Genomic DNA, 16591 nt, shown 5'->3' on the forward strand with positions numbered 1-16591 from the left:
AACGCACGTTTGCACAAAATTTCGAGCTATGCTACAATAAAAGCACCAATTAGAATCGCTTGAACCATTTTTATAGTAGATAAAAATGAAATGACTCGGATAATATATATGGAAAGTTTCGGTGAAACAATATGAAAGAAAGACCCTTACAAGTCTTACAATGCATTTATGATAGTGTAAAAAATCAAGGCTATCCCCCTACGGTTAGAGAAATATGTGACCAGGTAGGACTAGCATCGACCTCAACCGTTCACGGCCATCTTAATCGTTTGGAAGCAGGCGGTTATTTATTCAAAGATTCTACTAAACCCAGGGCCTTGGAAATTACCCATAAAGGTTTAAAGATGTTAGGCGTGGACCAACCCGGTATTCCTATTATCGGTACAGTTACCGCAGGACAGCCTATCGATGCCTATGAAGATGTCGATGGCTATTTCCCCACCCCACCAAGTCTTAATAGTCAAGATGGTGAATATTTCATGTTGCAAATTCGCGGAGAAAGTATGATCGAAACCGGTATTCTTGATGGTGACTATGTCATTGTTCGCCAACAAAGTTCAGCATCTAACGGCGATATTGTGATTGCTATGACAGATGATGATGAAGCAACCTGTAAACGTTTCTTCAAAGAAAACGGTCACTTCCGCCTCCAACCTGAGAATGCTAGCTTAGATCCTATAATTCTAGATGACGTCACCATATTAGGTAAGGTTGTTAGCCTCTACCGAGAACATACTTTTTAAAGAAAAACCGCTCTTTAAGCCATTCACACTGGCTTTGAGAGCGGTTTTTATTTAGATTATAAGCTTGATAGTATCATGATGCCATTATTCATAATTAATCAGTGACAGAATATCTAAGTCATTGATTAGTTGACGGCCTTTTAGACTTTCTAATTCAATAATAAAGGCAGCACCAACGACCTCCCCGCCAAGTTCTTCAACTAATTTTTTAGTGCCACGAATCGTCCCACCAGTGGCCAAGAGATCATCAACAATGAGGACTTTTTGCCCAGGTTGAATAGCATCTTTATGAATTTCAATAGTATTGCTTCCATATTCTAAATCATATTCAATGCTGACTTTTTCACGAGGTAATTTATTCTTTTTGCGGGCAGGAACGAAGCCCTTGTTTAAAGCATAAGCTACTGGACAGCCAACGATAAAACCTCTAGCCTCTGGACCAATGATCACATCTACTGATTTTTCACGGCCAAAATCTGCAATTTTATCAACTGCATATTGAAAAGCCTGAGGGTCCTGGAGTAAGGGCGTAATATCTCTAAATATAATGCCTTCCTCAGGGAAATTAGGTATATCCTTAATGTAGTCTTTTAAGTTCATAAATTATCCTCCTGGAAAAAATACCGTGTTAAATTATCAATGGTTTCTGTTAAAAGAAAGTTTTCTTTTTCAATTTGCTTTGCCCAATTTTTAAGACTAGTCGACTCCTTTAAATCAATCTTATTCTGGCCTGGACGAATACGATAAATCTGGCCGCTTTGGTCTAAAAGCCCTGCTTCAACTAAAACTTTTAGCAATAAGTTAAGGAGAGGGAGCGGTATCTTTAAATACTGAGCCAAGTCTGCCTTTTTTTCGGTCAGATCAAGTTCTTTATAGAAAATGAAGTAACGATAAAGCAAAACAAATTGATCGCGATTGGGCATACCAATTTTTCTTGCCGATATCGGACTAAATGAAAATAGATAGATCGTTTCTATATTCTCATTATGAACGAAGTCTCTTAGCTTTTGCAAATTTTTCGGTAGTTCAAAAATAACTAATTGTCTATAATGTTCCCTGCTCTGTTCCAAGTCTTCTTCCCTTATTAAACAAGAGTGGCTAGGAATCTGCTCTTTATATTGAGCGATTAAGTGCTTGCTTTCAAAATAATAGTAACTTTGGGAAAGAGAAAAAATAAGGTCAGGATTTTTTTCTCTCCGCCAGTCAACGATTATTTTTTGATCGCTAGCCATATCGAGTAAAATGGCTTGTGGCCGACTCTTTCCCTGCCAGGTATTAATTGATGCTTCGACAACCAGGTCAACATTTTGGCCTGCCTGTAAATAATTTGCCAAAATCCCCTTATGAAAACCGATAACTTCTAGCTGTTGATTTTCCTTAGTCAAAGAAAATTTTAAGGTGTTCTTATCTTTTCCTAATTGCTTAGGCGCAGAGATCGATTCATTTTCAATTAAAAATATAGGTTTGGGATTAGCCGAACCAAATGGTTTTAAGCGATTCAGCTCCTGAATATTTTCTAAGGTCAATTGATCGGCAGTAATCTTGGCGTCAATTGTTAAGGGGATCTTCCCTTGTAATTGTTCCTTGAAAGGCTCAATCGCCTGATAGATTGCTGCTTTCCAAGCTTCAAATTGGTCTTCAGCAATGGTCATCCCAGCCGCCATGGCATGTCCCCCACTCTTAGGAGCATATTCTTTTGCAGCTTGGAGGAGCTTGAAGAGGTTGATTCCTTCAACCGAACGACCTGACCCCTTATATTCTGACTTCTCAGCATTATAATTTAAAATGATACTAGGCCGCTGATAGTGCTCCACCAGTCGACTGGCCACAATACCTAGGACTCCCTCATGCCAATTGGAATGAGCTAGAATAATAATTTCTGGTAATTCTTCCCACTCTTCGACTGCTTGAATAGCTTGCTGACTAACCTGGTCAACAATTGCCCGGCGCTTTTGATTAGTCGCTTCAATAGTATTGACTAATTCTTGGCAATAATCCAGATCGAAACTCGTTAGTAATTCAACTCCTGGTTTTGCTGAGCCTAAGCGACCTAAGGCATTGAGTCGTGGAGCAATGTTAAAGGCGATAGTCTCTTCATCGATTTGGTTTAAATCAATATTTTGACTCTTCATTAAAGTTATTAAACCGATTCTTTCACTATGTGCCATAATCTTTAAGCCTTGCTGAACAATGCTGCGATTTTCATCCTCTAAGCGGACCAAATCAGCGATCGTCCCAATCGCACAGACATCCAAATATTCCATTGGTAAACTACCAGTCATGGCTTGGGCTAACTTAAAGGCAACCCCTGCCCCACATAAATCATCAAAAGGATAATTTCCCTCAGGATGTCTGGGATGAACAATAGCATAGGCTTCTGGTAAAGTATTTCCAATTTCGTGGTGGTCAGTAATAATAACATTGACCCCAGCATCTTCGGCATACTTCACTGCTTCATGACCGGCGACACCATTATCACAGGTTAGAATTAATTGGACCCCTTGCTTAATGTAGTAAGCATAAACCTCCTTATTAGGGCCATAACCATCTACAAACCGGTCTGGTAAGTAATACGTTACGTTAGCCCCTATGGATTCTAAAAGTTCATAGAGAATCGTGGTTGCTGTAATTCCATCGGCATCATAGTCGCCATAGATTAATATGAGCTCATTATTTCTAACCGCTTCTTCTAAACGATCAATGGCTTTTTGCATATCATGGAGTAGAAAGGGATCGTGAAAATGAGGTTTTTCACTCAAAAACTCATTAATTTCTTGAGTGTTTTGTTTTCCTCTCTGAAAAAGTAAATCGACAAGGAGAGGCGATAATTGAGTTTCCTTAATCACTTGCTCTTTTTCTAGGTCAGATTGATCAGAAGTTGGCCTTAATTGCCAATCATAATTTGCCTTTAGCATAGCTAACCCCTTTCTTTAGCATCTTGATGTCTCTTGCCCTTAACGCGATTTTATCCGAGCCATGGTCCAATGGATCAAACGGTAGCCTAAAGGAATCGAAAGCGACAAGACCTTGTTTAAGTAGGCATAGTAATTAGGGACAACGACTTCCATCTTGTTTCTTTCTATCCCCTGGCAAATCGCTTGGGCTACTTCTTCTGCTTCAACCGTGAAGCTATCAACTGCCTGAATAAATTGTCCACTCGGATCTGCCTGGTCAAAAAAGGCGGTCTTTACTGGCCCGGGTAATACAGTCATCACCTGGATAGGCGTTGACCATAGCTCTTGTCTTAATCCATTAGCAAAGGCTAACAAACCAGCCTTACTTGCTGCATAGCAAGCATTGCCAGCGGTTTGAATGCGACCAGCAATTGATGCCAAAATCACCAAATAGGTTTTACTTAAGCCTTGGTCTAGCATGGCAATGGCAACGCGTTGGCAAAGATAGATGGCACTTATCAAATTGGTATTGATCTGTTCCAGAGCGTGGGCATCACTTTGCTGAATAACCCGTTCAAAATAGCCTAAACCAGCACTATGGACGACAATCCTTATGGAATAACGCTCAAAAGCATAGCGAACAAGACTGTCTATCGCCTCTATATCAGTTAAGTCAGCTGGAAAAATATCTACAGCTTTAGCACCAGCCTCTAAGCATAGCTGCTTACTTTCTTCCAAGCGTTCCTGGTGCCTAGCGGTTAGTAAGAGTGAGTAGCCTGCTTTGGCGAGAGCAATCGCGGTAGCCCGGCCAATACCACTAGATGCTCCGGTAACCAAGGCCCATTGCTCTTGTCTAAACCTATCACTTAATGGCATAGCTATCGAAATCCTTCACCACTTGGCTGGCAGGAAATATTTTTTCGGCACCTTGTTGCAATTCTTTAGCCATTGCCCCAACATAGCGTGCCGAAATATGGGTCAGGTAGAGCTGCTTAGCCCCAGCTTTTTTAGCTACCATGGCGGCTTGGCTTGCAGTGGAATGGTAGTAATCATGGGCCATTTTTTCTTCACCAGCCTCAAATGTCGCTTCATGGACCAAGACATCAGCATTCTTAGCTAAATCAATCCCAGCCTGGCAGTAGCGGGTGTCGCCATAGATACTGACAATTTTCCCGCGCTTATCTGGCCCAAGAAAGTCTTTTCCTTGAAGTTCCCTGCCATCTTCCAAATGAATGGTCAATCCTGCCTTTAATTGACCTAGGAGCGGGCCATTTGGTACTCCTGCTTCCCGAGCCTTATCGATTAATAATTCACCTGGTGAATCGGCTTCTTCCACCCTAAAACCATAACTAGGAACAATATGGTCTAAAGTTGCATATTTAACCGTAAATTGCTGGTCTTTAAAGGCAATGCCAGATTGGTCTAATTCTTTGTAATAAATTGGATAGGTTAGGCGAGTTTTGGATATTCCTAGACTGGTTTGAACATATTTTTTCACACCTTTAGGGCCATAAATGGTTAAGGGAACATTTTCTCCACCTTGGAAGCTGCGACTACTTAAGAATCCTGGTAAACCATACATGTGGTCACCGTGGACATGGGAGATAAATATTTTAGTTACTTTTCTGGGTTTCAAAGTTGTTTTAAGGAACTGTTGTTGACTGCCTTCCCCACAATCAAACATCCACATTTCATTACATTCATCTAATAATTTTAACAGGGTACAAGACACATTACGGGCCTTGCTGGGTACCCCTGCACCAGTACCTAAAAAAGTTAACTCCATAAATATTCACCTAATCTAAAAATTCAAATTCATAGTCTAACAAGCGCACAATATCGCCAGATTTGGCTCCCTTTTCCCGTAAAGCTTCATCGACACCTTGTTTTTTCAAGCGACGAGCAAAACGCATGGCACTTTCATCATATTCTAAATTGGCCATCTTGAAATCTTTTTCTATGCGTCTTCCAGAGAGGATAAAGGTGCCATCACTATCCCGATTAAGATAGAAATAAGGTTCCTCTTCTTCAATTTGGTAATTGACAGCTTCCGCTTGATCTTCTGCTGCCTTTTCTGCTTCAAGGGCTTCTCTTCGTTCGGTTTCTTCATCGATCAAATGGGCGGTATGGTCCATTAAATCGTTAATCCCGGCATGGGTGAAAGCAGAAATTGGATAAATTTCAGGGACACTTAAGTCAGGATAATTGTCTGCAAAGTAAGTGCTTAACTTCTCTTTAAATTCTTCTAAGTATAAGACTGCTTCTGGAATGTCCATCTTATTAGCAACAATAATCGTCGGTCTAGCGATCAAGTCCTCATCGTAGTTGCTGAGTTCCTTATTAATTTTGACATAATCTTCAAAAGGATCTCGGTTTTCATAAGCGCCCATATCAACCACGTGTAAGATCACTTTTGTTCGTTCAATATGACGCAAAAATCGCATACCTAGGCCAATTCCTTCCGAGGCACCTTCAATTAGGCCGGGGAGGTCAGCTAAAACAAATTCCTCATGGTTTCTTGTCGTTACCACACCTAAATTAGGATTAATGGTAGTGAAGTGGTAGTCTCCTACCTTGGGTTTTGCTGCGCTGACAACAGACAGCAGTGTCGACTTTCCAACTGAAGGAAAACCTACTAAACCCGCATCGGCTAGAAGTTTTAATTCCAGCTGCAAGGTTCTCTCTTGGCCAGGCTCTCCATTTTCAGCGATTTCTGGGGCAGGATTATTATGAGTGGCAAATTTGATATTGCCACGTCCACCGCGGCCACCCTTAGCGACTATGAGCTCCTGACCCTCATCGACTAAGTCTCCAATCAAGTCCCCCGTATCAAAGTCTCGCACCGTTGTTCCAGGAGGCACTGGGACGACTAAGTCATCGGCTCCACGTCCATATCGGCCCTTGGTCATTCCATTTTCTCCTGGCTTGGCCTTAAAGTGACGATTGTAGCGGAAATCAATCAGGGTTCTTAAGCCCTCATCCACCTTGAAAATCACATCACCGCCACGACCACCATCACCACCAGCGGGGCCTCCATCAGGACGGTATTTTTCACGGAGAAAGGCAACTAAACCATCGCCTCCCTTGCCGGCTTGAACCCATATTTTGGCATAATCATAAAATGTTGACATGGTCCCCCTCCTTTCGATTATTTAAATTATTATTTAGCTTGTAAGGCTTGAACATTATAGTGCTTAGTGATCGCTTGGTCAATTAGAGTTAGCAGTGCTAAGCGGTTGTTGCGGACATCTTGGTTATCCGTAAAGACCATGTTATCTTCGAAGAATTGAGTAATTAGCGGCGTTAAAGCAGTGATTTCCTCATAAGCTTCTTCTACCCCTTCATCCAATCTTAAATTCGAAACTGCTTGGTAGAGATCCCATTCCGAATCATTTTCAAATAAATCTTCATTGACTAAAGGCAATTCAATCTCTTCTTGGTTAACTTTAAGGATAATATTATTAATCCGTTGCCAAGCTTCGACATTATCTTTATAGTTTTCATCCTCTTTGTGAGCGTTTAATAATTCAGCGGCTTGGATGATGGTTAATACATCAATATATTTGGCTTCTCTAGCGGCTTGGGAAATATCATAGCGAATCTCCTTATCTGCCAGGTTATTTTTAAGCCGGTCGGATAAGAATTGAATAATCGCCTGACTCAATTCGTTTTGCTTATCTTGGTCAAAGTCATAAACTTTGGCAAAGATATCCTGCAAGGCTTGATGCCACTCTAAAGGTAAATGTTCAGCTTCTAAAATAGCTAAAATACCTATCATTTGCCGTCTTAAGGCAAAGGGGTCGTTTGACCCAGAAGGAATTTTTCCGATAGCAAAGAAAGAAATAATTGATTCTAATTTATCACTAATAGCAAAGAGCAGACCTAGAGGGCTTTGAGGAAGATCACTCGCATTGCCGCTTGGTAAATAGTGTTCACGGATAGCTGTGGCTACTTGTGGGTCTTCGCCGGCTTTTTTAGCATAAATTTCTCCGATAATTCCTTGCAATTCGCTAAATTCATCCACGATTTGAGTCACCAGGTCAAATTTATAGATTGCTGCGGTACGATCAATTTCTTGGGTGAAATCAGTAGCTAATTGCCCAGCAAAAACTTCGTGCATGGCCCAGTTTTCATAGAGATAATGAGCGATTTTTCCAGTTCTTTCCATTTTTTGTTTCATAGAACCAATTTCAGCGTGGAAAGTCACATCAGTTAATTTTTGAGCAAAATCATCGATAGCATGCTTTTGGTCTTCTTCTACAAAGAACATGGCATCTTCTAAACGAGCCACCAAAACCTTTTCGTTGCCTTTTTTAACGGTTTTGATATGGTCACGGTTACCGTTTCTTAAGGCAATGAAATGGGGCAACAACTTACCTTCTGAGTCTTCTACCGCAAAATAGCGTTGGTGTTCCCGCATACTTGTAATCAAGACAGGGGCTGGTAGTGATAAGTATTTTTCATCAAAATCCCCTACAAAAGCAGTTGGATACTCAACAATTTGAGTCACTTCTTCAAGGAGGTCTTGGTCAAGCGGCACCTGATAATTATTCTCTTTAGCCAGGCCTTCAATTTGTTCCTTAATCATTTGTTTTCTCTTATCTTGATTAACAATAACAGCTGCCTCTTCTAGGCTTTCTTCATAAAGACTCGCATGGCTGATTGCAACGTTTTCATTATGGAGAAAACGATGACCGCGAGAAAGATTGCCAGCTTCAACCGCTAAGACATTGAAAGGAATAATTTCTTTATCTAATAGGGAGACAATCCAGTGAACCGGACGGATATAGCGAAATTCATGAGAATCCCAATGCATAGAAACAGGGAAATTCATCTCACTGACACAAGTTTTTATTTCTGGCAATACCTCTTCGACATTGAGCCCTTCAGAACGTACGGTAAGGTAGGCATAGTCCTCGCCTTTCAATTCTTTAAAATAGATATCGTCAACAGTAAGCCCCTTGCCACGAGCAAAACCCATGGCCGCCTTGGTCCAGTTCCCAGCTTCATCTTGGGCGATTCTTTTGGCTGGACCCTTAGCTTCTTCTTCAAAGGTGCTTTGGCGGTCGGCCAATTCTTTTACTAAAACCGCAAAACGTCTTGGTGTAGCAAAAGTTTCAATCGATCCATAAGTTAAGCGATTTTCATCAAGAAAGTTTTCAACCCGTTCTTGGAATTGATCACTGATGCTACGAACATATTGGGCTGGCATTTCTTCTAAGCCAATTTCAATTAAATAGCTGTGATTATTCATGCTTACCGTCCTCCTTCAAATAGCTTTGCGCCTCTTCGCGTGATAATAAGGGGAAACCTAGTTCTTTACGTTTTTCAACCATTAGACGTGCTACCCGTCTTGCCATGTGGCGAACCCGGGCCAAGTAGGCCGCACGGTCAGTTACTGAGACAACGCCACGGGCATCCAGTAAATTAAAGGTGTGTGAACATTTGAGAATATAGTCATAGGCTGGATGAACTAGACCGTTATCGATTTGTTGGTTGGCTTCTTTTTCATAGGCGTCAAAGTTATTAAATAACATCTGTGTATCCGCTTTTTCAAAGGAATAAGTCGAATGTTCAAATTCAGGTTGTTTAAAAATTTCTCCGTATTTTACTCCCCGAGACCATTCCAAATCATAGACAGAATCTACTCCTTGAAGGTAGGAGGCAAGCCTTTCAATCCCATAAGTAAGCTCAGAAGTAGTCGGATAGCAATCTAAACCACCCACTTGTTGGAAATAGGTAAATTGAGTGATTTCCATCCCATCTAACCAAACTTCCCAACCTAAACCGGCACATCCCATCGATGGGTTTTCCCAGTTATCTTCAACAAAACGAATATCATGCTGCAAAGGATCGATCCCTAAGCTCTTGAGACTTTCGATATAGAGTTCTTGAATATTGTCCGGATTTGGTTTCATAACCACTTGATATTGGTGGTGTTGGTAAAGGCGGTTAGGGTTTTGGCCGTAACGTCCGTCGTCGGGGCGACGTGAAGGTTCTACATAACAGGCATTCCAAGGTTCCGGTCCAATAGCTCTTAAGAAGGTATATGGACTCATGGTCCCTGCACCCTTTTCAGTATCATAGGCATTTAACACTAAACACCCTTGATTAGACCAGAATTGATGCAAGGCAAGAATCATTTCCTGAACGGTTTTGGCAGTAGTTGTCATCTGACTTCCTCACTCTCATTTTTATTTCAAATCTGAAATTGACAATAGACTAAGCGCTGGATCTTTGCTAGCAAAGAAAAACCCTATGTATACAAAAAGGTATACATAGGGACGATGGTTTCGCGGTTCCACCCTACTTCTAGCTCAGGCTAGCTCTTTTTAATAATGCTCTAGTACGCCCTTCCAAGTTTTATCTGGCCTTTTCTCACTATCAAGGCTCACTTTGCAGATAGAAGACTTGTACTCCTTACTAGTTATCACATTAGTATATTATCATACTTATAATACTTCACGACTTCTAAGCTAGTCAAGCGGATTAGAAAAATTCGCCAACTTATCGATAAAGCTTTTGCTTTTCAAGTGCAAACCCACATATTCATCATATAAATCATCGATTGCTCTTCGAATCATGGCTTGGCTTTGACTATTTAACTGAATACTTTGTAGGTTAGCAAAGTTGACCTGGCTGAACAGCTTGACAAAATGTGCCGCCCTAGCCGGCCAATGGAGTCTTCTAGGATCCCTATCGAAATGTTTTTGGCACAATAGCCCATCAAAAGCAACGGAAAAATCAAATATTCCCTGATCCTCTTGGCAAATTTGACAAGCATGCAGTTGGGGCATGACCCCAAATTTTGCCAGGAGCTGAACTTCTAATATATTAGAAATAATGGCGGGATTAAAGCCTGTTTCAATCTTATCTAAGGCCTGTTCAAGTTGAGTAAAAAGTCCCTTGTCGACTTCTCTATCCGGCATAGAGGCATCCACTAAATGGCAGAGATAACTGGCATAAGCCATCGCTTCTAAATCACTCATGGTATGCTTAGGGAAAATCATCGACTTGACTTCTTTAAGAAAAGAAAAGCCTTGGTCATTAATTGTGCCAATATATTCTGCCCTGACAAAGGCAAAGCTCGGTTGTTTTAAGACATTGTTAGGTTTATGAATATTACGCACAAAAAACATCCGCTTGCCATAGGGTTGAGTAAAAATCTTAACCAGCAAATCTTTTTCCTTATAGGGCCTTTGATAGAGAACAATCCCTGGAAAAGTCGCTTGATTTATGGTCATATTCTCACTCTTTCTAGCTACTCATAAAGTGTGTTAGTAATCGGTCTTTGCCCGGTAGCCAAAGTCATTGAGTAAATTACGCTTATCCCGCCAATGGGGTTGGACCTTAACCCATAATTCCAGAAAGGCCTTAGAACCGAGCAAGGTTTCTATCTCACGACGGGCATTGGAGCCAATTTTCTTAATCATTGAACCTTTTTTTCCGATAATGATGCCCTTTTGGCTCTTGCGCTCAACAATAATATTGGCATAGACATGGACCTTGTCATACTCATCTTTTTGCATCTTGTCTACGGTTACAGCCACCGAGTGGGGGATTTCTTCACGGGTTAATTGTAAAATTTGTTCCCGAATCATTTCACTGACAACAAAATATTCAGGGTGGTCAGTGATTTGATCTTCAGGGTAATATTGTGGACCAAGTGGCATTTCCTTGGTTAACTCCTTGAGCAATTGATCGACATTATCCCCAGTTAAAGCCGATAAGGGAATAATTTGATCAAAGATTTCCTTATTTGGGATACTTTCTAAATAAGCCGCCATGTCTTCCTTGTCTAATTGGTCGGTTTTATTCACTGCTAAGATCTTTGGTGTATCATAAGCAGCAATTTTTTCCATAATAAAACGGTCACCTGGGCCAATTTTTTCAGTGGAATTAACCAGCATTAAAATGACTTCAACTTCATCCAATGCTGAATAGGCACTTTTAACCATGTACTGCCCTAATTCATGCTTAGGTTTGTGAATTCCTGGGGTATCGATAAAGATAATTTGAACCTCATCGGTGGTATAAATGGCATGGATTTTGTTGCGGGTAGTCTGGGCCTTGTCACTCATAATGGCCACTTTTTGGCCAATAATATGGTTAAGTAGGGTCGATTTACCCACATTGGGACGTCCTACAATGGCTACAAAGCCGGAATGATAATTATTTTGATTGAACACAAGTAGTCCTTTCTAAATTTTAAAGAGAAGTGCTAATAGATAAGGCGTGAAAATAATTATACCAATTACTACCGAAAAAATAGATGTGAGCAAGACTAAGCCAGCTGCCACATCCTTAATATGCTTTGCAATCGGATGATATTGGTAGTTGGTCGTTAAATCAACCATCCATTCAAAACATGTATTAATCATTTCACAAGCCATAACCATAAGACAACAAAAAAGCAAAATGATAAATTCTAAGCGCTTAATTTTGAGCAAGAGTGCTAAACAAACCACTAAAAACAATGAGGCGGTTTGAAAACGAAAATTACGTTCATGTTTAAAAGTGAATAAAATTCCTTCACTAGCAAAACCGAGTGACCGAATAAAAGACCGGTTTTTGAAGCGCTTATTCTTGTAGTCTTCCTTGAGGTCTTTATTCTCTTTTAAGTCCATAGGCATCCAAAATCTCTCTTTGTAGGCCAAACATTACTTTTTCATCTTCGGGCTCAATATGGTCATAACCGTTTAAGTGCAAAAAACCATGACAAGCTAGAAAACCTAGCTCCCGTTCTAATGAATGGTTATATTCCTCAGCCTGACGTTTAGCCGTGTCTAAAGAAATAATCAAATCTCCTAATTCATAAGGCAAATCTTCAGGCCACTCAGCAATAGGACTATCGCCTTCACTCTCATCATTGATGGCAAAACTAATCACGTCCGTTGGCCGGTCTTTACCCCGGTAATCCCGGTTAATAGCGTGGATTTCATCATCGTGGACAATGGTCGCGGACATTTCCGTTTCTCGATTCAGCTCAAGTCGTTTTGCTGCTGCATCTAAGACCCCTAATATAATATTGACTTGATTTTCGCTTAGTTCTCCTGTTTTATCCTTGAATAAGACAGATAACATGCCTATTCACCTCCATGTTTCCTTTGCTCAGCTTCTTTGTCATAGGCTTTAATAATTGCTGATACCACTGGGTGTCTAACGACATCATCGGTATCAAAATAAACAAAGCGGATGTTATCAACACCCTTGATAATGTTTTCAGCATCAGTCAGTCCTGACTTTATTCCCCTAGGGAGATCGATTTGAGTTTTATCGCCGTTGACAATCATTTTTGACCCGAAACCTAAGCGGGTCAAAAACATTTTCATTTGCGCCTTAGTCGTATTTTGGGCTTCGTCTAAAATCACAAAAGCATCATCCAAGGTCCTACCGCGCATGTAGGCTAAAGGAGCAATTTCAATGACCCCTCGCTCCAACAATCGTTCAGTATGGTCGGCGCCATAGATAGTATATAGGGCATCATAGATAGGTCTAAGGTAAGGATCAACTTTTTCTTTTAAATCCCCTGGTAGAAAACCCAAACTCTCGCCAGCTTCAACCGCAGGACGGGTGAGTATAATTCGTTTGACCTGACCCTTTTTTAAGGCTGAAACGGCCATAACTACTGCTAAAAAGGTTTTCCCCGTTCCGGCAGGTCCGATACCAAATGTCAGTGGGTTAGCCTTAATGGCATCAATATATTGTTTTTGCCCAAAAGTTTTAGGTTGGATAATCTTGCCATCATAGCTTTTTCCGATTGCCTGGTCATATAAGTCTATAAAAGTATCGAGTTGATCATTATTAGCCATTTTAATGGCTGTAATAATATCACGTTCTCCAATCGTTTTGCCCTTATTTATCAATACTTCAAGAGATTGAATAATTTCTGCTACTGTTTCAACCGTATCGCTAGCGCCAATGAGTTCTAATTTATCACCACGAGCATTGATTTGTAAAGTATAGGATTCTTCGATCAAACGCAAATGCCGGTCATGAATTCCATATAAAGTTAGAGCTATGGCTGGATCCTTTAATTGAATAGTCTTAGTAGTCAGTGACTGTGTCAAAAGCAATCTGCCCCCTTTTAATTGATAAGATTAGTATAGCAAAAGGCGTTTAAAAAATCGAATAATGAAACAAAACTTTCGCCTTTCATTTAGTAGAAGAATAAAAAGCACTTTGACCATATAAAAAGGAGTTGGATCAATGCTCCAACTCCCCTATATTTCTATGATAGCAAGGATTTTGCTACTTTTTGAATTTGATTACCATCCGCTTGACCCTTCAGTTTAGCTACTGCTGTTCCCATAACTTTTCCGAAGTCTTTCATCGAACTGGCACCTACTTGATCAATAACTTCCTTAACCGCTTGGGTAATTTCTTCTTCAGAAAGTTGTTTTGGTAGGTAGTTTTCAACGATTTCTATTTCTTTTGCGGTTTGGTCAGCTAAGTCATCTCTTCCAGCTTCATGAAATTCATTCACAGAATCTTTTCTTTGTTTCAATTCCCTAGATAAGATGCTTAGTTCTTCATCATCCGTTAACGCTTCTTCTTTGTCAATTTCGGCTTTTTGTAAAGCGCCTTTTAACATGCGAATAACGGATAAACGGAATTTATCTTTAGCTTTCATGGCTTCTTTCATATCTTGATTTAATTGATCAATTTTTGCCATGAGGCGCCTCCAATCTGTCCTTTAGGTTATGCACGATTAGAATTTACGTTTACGAGCAGCTTCCGATTTTTTCTTACGGCGAACTGATGGTTTTTCATAATATTCACGTTTGCGTGCTTCACGTAAGGTGCCGGATTTTGAAACCGAGCGTTTAAAGCGACGAAGAGCGTCATCAATAGATTCGTTTTTACGAACTACAGTCTTTGACATGGTATATACCTCCCCTCGTTTCATCCTTACCATTTCCTCCACTTTAGGAAATGTACAAAGTTGATTATAACGAATAATCGAAAGTCAGTCAATCTTAACTTTAATTAAAGTAAGGGTTAAAAGCTAAGTTATTGGCATAAAGAATAATTTTTTTTAATTATTGCCAAGCTAAATTAAAAATTGTTTGGAAAAATTCTGCATGTTTGACATCATAAACCACATCGACTAAACGACCATTTTCGTCCTCATAGGTCTGCCCTTGATTAATCCCCTTGGTAGCAACCTTGGCCTTTAAAGCATGCTTCTTCGTCAATGAAGGATCAATATAGGAAATGGCTGTCAGCACATCCCAAAGGTAATAAGTCGAATTTGAGACTTGGTGAACTAATGGCGGCACTAAGGCATAGCAGTTACCCAGAAAATCAATCCCTAAATTTTTCCGCTCTTTAGCCCAAGCCTGACGTATCGATATCGTTAAAGGCACCTTTTCAGTACTTTCTAAGGCAACGATATCAATAGGAAATTCTTCTTGAAATACCCGGTCGACTGCTTCTAGATCCCAAAAAGAATTCCATTCTGCTGAACCATCATGTTCAGGTTCGAGGACATTACCTTTTGCTTGAAAGGCGCCGCCCATCCAATATAATTTATTAATTTTTCTTGCGATAGTTGAATCAGTATCTAGTGCTAGAGCTAAGTCAGACAAAGGACCTGTAAAGACAAGATCAATGGCTTGGTCAGCTGATTTAAGAATATCAACCAGTTGCAGGTGGGCTGCTTGATCAACTATTAATTTTTGACTGATTTCATATTCATTTAAAACGGGTAAGGCATCCACAGTAAAGGCATGTTCGCGCCATTCCTTAGGAAAAGGATTCTTAGGTCGAGCCACTGAGGGAGCGATTTTGATTGCTTTACCTGGCGCAAAACGGTTCAGGATCTTTTCAGAAGCAGATAAAGCAGGTTCTAAATAACAATCACCTGGAACCACACCCACGCCAAGGATTTCAATATCTTTAGCCTGACTTAATAAAAAATAATGCTACTAAATCATCAACTGCACCGTCGTGATTAAAATATATTTGTCGCATTAATATCCTCCTTTTCATTTATTTACTCTTTACATAGGTTACTCCATTGGCTTTAGGACCAACTGATTTGCCGATAAAGAAAACAACCGTCACTAGGGTAATTAAATAAGGTAATATTTGTAACCAAAGGTCTGGGATTCCTGATAGTCCCGGAATATAGTTACTTGCATAGCCTAGAGCTTGGGCAAGTCCAAAAAATACCGCTGAGAGAGTCGCACCAATTGGATGCCAATGTCCAAAAATCATGGCTGCTAAAGCCATATAACCTTGACCAGAAATCGTCGTCACAGCAAACTCATTAGCAATTGCCTGAGACTGGATGGCACCACCGATGCCTCCCAGAAAGCCTGAAATCAATACTCCAGCATACTTCATAGCGTAAACATTTATCCCTAAGCTCTCAGCGGTTAGAGGAGACTCCCCTACTGAACGTAAACGTAAGCCGAAGCGAGTCTTAAACAAGAGTAGCCATGCGATAAGCGCGAGAAAAAAACTAAACCAGGCAACTGGTGGAGTATTAACAAAAAGAATAGGTCCGATTAAGGGGATTTTACTGAGTAATGTAAGAGTACGATTAATAAATGGAACAGCCAAAGGTCCGGTTTGTGCTGACCCAGTAAGCGCCCGGCATAAAAAGACCGTTAAGGCTGGAGCAGCTAAATTTAATACCGTTCCTGATATGGTATGGTCAGCGCGCAAATGAATAGTCGCTACTGCATGGAGAGCAGAATAAATCAAGCCAAATAATCCGGCAATGATTAAGGAAATCCATGGGGACCAAGAGCCAAATTGAGGAGCTAGGAAGAAATTCGATAAGGCCCCTGAAAAAGCACCAATGACCATAATCCCCTCTAAACCAATGTTTACTACACCGGATCTCTCAGAAAAAGTTCCACCAATGGCCGTCAAGATTAAAGGGGCAGCATATAATAAAGCATTAGAAACCAGTAATTGTAGCATATCGATTAATGACATTTT

Annotated in this window: 17 protein-coding genes; 1 reads left to right on the top strand and 16 read right to left on the bottom strand. The window is 40.4% G+C overall.

Annotated elements, in window-relative coordinates; genetic code table 11:
- Positions 1 to 131: 131 nt before the first annotated feature.
- Positions 132 to 743 (top strand): transcriptional repressor LexA, encoded by a 612-nt coding sequence (lexA, locus tag CJ190_RS04755; RefSeq protein ID WP_064292477.1) that lies wholly within the window; start codon positions 132 to 134, stop codon positions 741 to 743.
- Positions 744 to 827: 84 nt separating this feature from the next.
- On the opposite strand, the gene CJ190_RS04760 is transcribed toward lexA, so the two are convergent.
- The 16 genes from CJ190_RS04760 to CJ190_RS04835 form a co-directional block, all read right to left on the bottom strand.
- A complete protein-coding gene (locus tag CJ190_RS04760; RefSeq protein WP_064292478.1) occupies positions 828 to 1343 on the bottom strand; it encodes an adenine phosphoribosyltransferase in 516 nt (171 codons plus the stop codon).
- Positions 1340 to 3658, bottom strand: a complete 2319-nt coding sequence (recJ, locus tag CJ190_RS04765; protein WP_064292479.1) for a single-stranded-DNA-specific exonuclease RecJ — start codon at positions 3656 to 3658, stop codon at positions 1340 to 1342. Before recJ ends, CJ190_RS04760 begins: the two co-directional genes overlap by 4 nt.
- Before the next feature lie 39 nt (positions 3659 to 3697).
- Positions 3698 to 4513, bottom strand: a complete 816-nt coding sequence (locus tag CJ190_RS04770; protein ID WP_064292480.1) for an SDR family NAD(P)-dependent oxidoreductase — start codon at positions 4511 to 4513, stop codon at positions 3698 to 3700.
- Complete coding sequence (gene rnz, locus CJ190_RS04775) at positions 4500 to 5423, bottom strand: ribonuclease Z (protein WP_064292481.1); 924 nt, start codon at positions 5421 to 5423, stop codon at positions 4500 to 4502. Before rnz ends, CJ190_RS04770 begins: the two co-directional genes overlap by 14 nt.
- 10 nt (positions 5424 to 5433) lie before the next feature.
- Entirely contained in the window at positions 5434 to 6768 is a 1335-nt protein-coding gene (gene obgE, locus CJ190_RS04780; RefSeq protein WP_064292482.1) for a GTPase ObgE, read from the bottom strand.
- A 29-nt stretch (positions 6769 to 6797) separates the two neighbouring features.
- The gene (gene glyS, locus CJ190_RS04785; protein WP_070597911.1) at positions 6798 to 8891 is read right to left on the bottom strand and encodes a glycine--tRNA ligase subunit beta; all 2094 of its coding nucleotides are present in this window, start codon (positions 8889 to 8891) and stop codon (positions 6798 to 6800) included.
- A complete protein-coding gene (gene glyQ / locus CJ190_RS04790; RefSeq protein ID WP_064292484.1) occupies positions 8884 to 9810 on the bottom strand; it encodes a glycine--tRNA ligase subunit alpha in 927 nt (308 codons plus the stop codon). Before glyQ ends, glyS begins: the two co-directional genes overlap by 8 nt.
- Positions 9811 to 10113: 303 nt before the next feature.
- Positions 10114 to 10881, bottom strand: coding sequence for a DNA repair protein RecO (gene recO / locus CJ190_RS04795; RefSeq protein ID WP_064292485.1), 768 nt, complete (start codon positions 10879 to 10881; stop codon positions 10114 to 10116).
- A gap of 33 nt (positions 10882 to 10914) precedes the next feature.
- Positions 10915 to 11826 carry a GTPase Era gene (gene era / locus CJ190_RS04800; protein WP_064292486.1) on the bottom strand — a complete coding sequence of 304 codons (912 nt, stop codon included), beginning with the start codon at positions 11824 to 11826 and terminating at the stop codon, positions 10915 to 10917.
- Positions 11827 to 11838: 12 nt separating this feature from the next.
- On the bottom strand, positions 11839 to 12270 hold the full coding sequence (locus CJ190_RS04805; RefSeq protein ID WP_064292487.1) for a diacylglycerol kinase family protein: 432 nt from the start codon (positions 12268 to 12270) through the stop codon (positions 11839 to 11841).
- A complete protein-coding gene (gene ybeY, locus CJ190_RS04810) occupies positions 12245 to 12721 on the bottom strand; it encodes an rRNA maturation RNase YbeY (RefSeq protein WP_064292488.1) in 477 nt (158 codons plus the stop codon). The genes CJ190_RS04805 and ybeY overlap by 26 nt, the downstream gene beginning before the upstream one ends.
- A 2-nt stretch (positions 12722 to 12723) precedes the next feature.
- A complete protein-coding gene (locus CJ190_RS04815) occupies positions 12724 to 13713 on the bottom strand; it encodes a PhoH family protein (RefSeq protein WP_143739139.1) in 990 nt (329 codons plus the stop codon).
- A 155-nt stretch (positions 13714 to 13868) separates the two neighbouring features.
- Positions 13869 to 14312, bottom strand: coding sequence for a GatB/YqeY domain-containing protein (locus tag CJ190_RS04820; RefSeq protein WP_064292489.1), 444 nt, complete (start codon positions 14310 to 14312; stop codon positions 13869 to 13871).
- A gap of 36 nt (positions 14313 to 14348) precedes the next feature.
- Complete coding sequence (gene rpsU, locus CJ190_RS04825; protein WP_060778297.1) at positions 14349 to 14522, bottom strand: 30S ribosomal protein S21; 174 nt, start codon at positions 14520 to 14522, stop codon at positions 14349 to 14351.
- 157 nt (positions 14523 to 14679) lie between these two features.
- Positions 14680 to 15513 carry a nucleoside hydrolase gene (locus tag CJ190_RS04830; RefSeq protein ID WP_432704933.1) on the bottom strand — a complete coding sequence of 278 codons (834 nt, stop codon included), beginning with the start codon at positions 15511 to 15513 and terminating at the stop codon, positions 14680 to 14682.
- Positions 15514 to 15631: 118 nt separating this feature from the next.
- The gene (locus tag CJ190_RS04835) at positions 15632 to 16588 is read right to left on the bottom strand and encodes an ABC transporter permease (protein WP_064292491.1); all 957 of its coding nucleotides are present in this window, start codon (positions 16586 to 16588) and stop codon (positions 15632 to 15634) included.
- Between the last annotated feature and the right edge of the window lie 3 nt (positions 16589 to 16591).

It is taken from the genome of Aerococcus loyolae (assembly GCF_002871915.2).
GTDB lineage: Bacteria > Bacillota > Bacilli > Lactobacillales > Aerococcaceae > Aerococcus > Aerococcus loyolae.